We start from the raw sequence: 3,198 nt of genomic DNA, 5'->3' as shown, positions 1-3,198 counted from the left end.
AACACCGCGTTTTAAAGAGTTTAAAACAAGAAGAATCTTGAACGCAAAACTCATAACCGCTTTACCGTAGGTAAAGATAGGTTAAGTTATTAAGGGCGCATGGTGGATGCCTTGGCACTAGGAGCCGATGAAGGACGGGACTAACTCCGATATGCTCCGGGGAGCTGTAAGTAAGCTATGATCCGGAGATTTCCGAATGGGGAAACCCAATAGTTTTAATCGACTATTACTGCTGGTTGAATACATAGACCAGTTAGAGGAAGACGCAGGGAACTGAAACATCTAAGTACCTGCAGGAAGAGAAAGAAAAATCGATTCCCTAAGTAGCGGCGAGCGAACGGGGAAGAGCCCAAACCAAAAAGCTTGCTTTTTGGGGTTGTAGGACTGAACATTTGAGTTACCAAAGAATATCATAATCGAATGATCTGGGAAGGTCAGCTAAAGAAGGTGAAAGCCCTGTAGATGAAATGATGTTCTCTCAGTTCAGGATCCTGAGTACGGCGGAACACGTGAAATTCCGTCGGAATCCGGGAGGACCATCTCCCAAGGCTAAATACTCCCTAGTGACCGATAGTGAACCAGTACCGTGAGGGAAAGGTGAAAAGCACCCCGGAAGGGGAGTGAAATAGTTCCTGAAACCATGTGCCTACAAGTAGTTAGAGCCCGTTAATGGGTGATAGCGTGCCTTTTGTAGAATGAACCGGCGAGTTACGTTTGCATGCAAGGTTAAGTCGGAAATGACGGAGCCGTAGCGAAAGCGAGTCTGAATAGGGCGAATGAGTATGTAGACGTAGACCCGAAACCAGGTGACCTACCCATGTCCAGGTTGAAGGTGCGGTAAAACGCACTGGAGGACCGAACTCATGTATGTTGAAAAATGCTGAGATGAGGTGTGGGTAGCGGAGAAATTCCAAACGAACTTGGAGATAGCTGGTTCTCTCCGAAATAGCTTTAGGGCTAGCCTCGGAATAAAAGGATCATGGAGGTAGAGCACTGTTTGGACTAGGGGCCCATCTAGGGTTACTGAATTCAGATAAACTCCGAATGCCATAGATCTATATCCGGGAGTCAGACTGCGAGTGATAAGATCCGTAGTCGAAAGGGAAACAGCCCAGACCACCAATTAAGGTCCCTAAATATATGTTAAGTGGAAAAGGATGTGGAGTTGCACAGACAACTAGGATGTTGGCTCAGAAGCAGCCACCATTTAAAGAGTGCGTAATAGCTCACTAGTCGAGTGACCCTGCGCCGAAAATGTACCGGGGCTAAACATATTACCGAAATTGTGGATGCAACCGTAAGGTTGCGTGGTAGGAGAGCGTTCTAAGGGCGAAGAAGCTAGACCGGAAGGACTGGTGGAGCGCTTAGAAGTGAGAATGCCGGTATGAGTAGCGAAAGACAGGTGAGAATCCTGTCCACCGAATGACTAAGGTTTCCTGGGGAAGGCTCGTCCTCCCAGGGTTAGTCGGGACCTAAGCTGAGGCCGAGAGGCGTAGGCGATGGATAACAGGTAGAGATTCCTGTACTAGTTATTGTTGTTTGAACGAAGGAGGGACGCAGGAGGCTAGGTATGCACACTGATGGAAATGTGTGTCCAAGTAATAAGTTTGTGAGTGAGTCAAATGCTTGCTTATAAGGACAAGTTACGATGGGGAGCGAAATAATAGTAGCGAAGATACTGATGTCACACTGCCGAGAAAAGCTTCTAGTTAGATAATAACTACCCGTACCGCAAACCGACACAGGTAGTCGAGGAGAGAATCCTAAGGTGAGCGAGAGAACTCTCGTTAAGGAACTCGGCAAAATGACCCCGTAACTTCGGGAGAAGGGGTGCTGAGCGCAAGCTCAGCCGCAGTGAATAGGCCCAGGCGACTGTTTATCAAAAACACAGGTTTCTGCAAAATCGTAAGATGACGTATAGGGGCTGACGCCTGCCCGGTGCTGGAAGGTTAAGAGGATGGGTTAGCTTCGGCGAAGCTCAGAATTGAAGCCCCAGTAAACGGCGGCCGTAACTATAACGGTCCTAAGGTAGCGAAATTCCTTGTCGGGTAAGTTCCGACCCGCACGAAAGGCGTAACGATCTGGGCACTGTCTCAACGAGAGACTCGGTGAAATTATATTACCCGTGAAGATGCGGGTTACCCGCGACAGGACGGAAAGACCCCATGGAGCTTTACTGTAGCTTGATATTGGGTGTTTGTACAGCTTGTACAGGATAGGTAGGAGCCATAGAAGTCGGGACGCTAGTCTCGACGGAGGCATTGGTGGGATACTACCCTCGTTGTATGAACACTCTAACCCTCACCAATAAACTTGGTGGGAGACAGTGTCAGGTGGGCAGTTTGACTGGGGCGGTCGCCTCCTAAAAGGTAACGGAGGCGCCCAAAGGTTCCCTCAGAATGGTTGGAAATCATTCGCAGAGTGTAAAGGCACAAGGGAGCTTGACTGCGAGACCTACAAGTCGAGCAGGGACGAAAGTCGGGCTTAGTGATCCGGTGGTTCCGCATGGAAGGGCCATCGCTCAACGGATAAAAGCTACCCTGGGGATAACAGGCTTATCTCCCCCAAGAGTCCACATCGACGGGGAGGTTTGGCACCTCGATGTCGGCTCATCGCATCCTGGGGCTGTAGTCGGTCCCAAGGGTTGGGCTGTTCGCCCATTAAAGCGGTACGCGAGCTGGGTTCAGAACGTCGTGAGACAGTTCGGTCCCTATCCGTCGCGGGCGTAGGAAATTTGAGAGGATCTGTCCTTAGTACGAGAGGACCGGGATGGACACACCGCTGGTGTACCAGTTGTTCCGCCAGGAGCATCGCTGGGTAGCTATGTGTGGATGAGATAAACGCTGAAAGCATCTAAGTGCGAAACTCACCTCGAGATAAGATTTCCCATTCCTTCGGGAAGTAAGACCCCTGAGAGAAGATCAGGTAGATAGGTTGGAAGTGGAAGTACAGTGATGTATGGAGCGGACCAAAACTAATCGGTCGAGGACTTAACCAAGAAGAGAAATGCGGACGGTAAGAAGGTTATGGTAGAAAGATATTAGCTAGTTTTGAGAGAACAAGGTTTTCTCAAGGAAAAAGTGCGGTGATGATGGCAAGAAGGATACACCTGTACCCATGTCGAACACAGAAGTTAAGCTTCTTAGCGCCGATAGTAGTTGGGGGATCGCCCCCTGCGAGGATAGGACGTTGCCGTGC

2 rRNA genes are annotated in these 3,198 nt (G+C 49.5%); both read left to right on the top strand.

The annotated features are described in order from the left end of the window. Window positions 1-79: 79 nt before the first annotated feature. A 23S ribosomal RNA gene (locus FC80_RS00510) occupies window positions 80-2,998 on the top strand. Between the two features lie 83 nt (window positions 2,999-3,081). Next, a 5S ribosomal RNA gene (gene rrf / locus FC80_RS00505) occupies window positions 3,082-3,198 on the top strand.

The organism is Liquorilactobacillus cacaonum DSM 21116 (genome assembly GCF_001436735.1).
In the GTDB taxonomy this organism is placed as follows: domain Bacteria; phylum Bacillota; class Bacilli; order Lactobacillales; family Lactobacillaceae; genus Liquorilactobacillus; species Liquorilactobacillus cacaonum.
The sequence above is the reverse complement of the archived record's forward strand: the minus strand, read 5'-3'. Positions and strand labels throughout refer to the sequence as shown.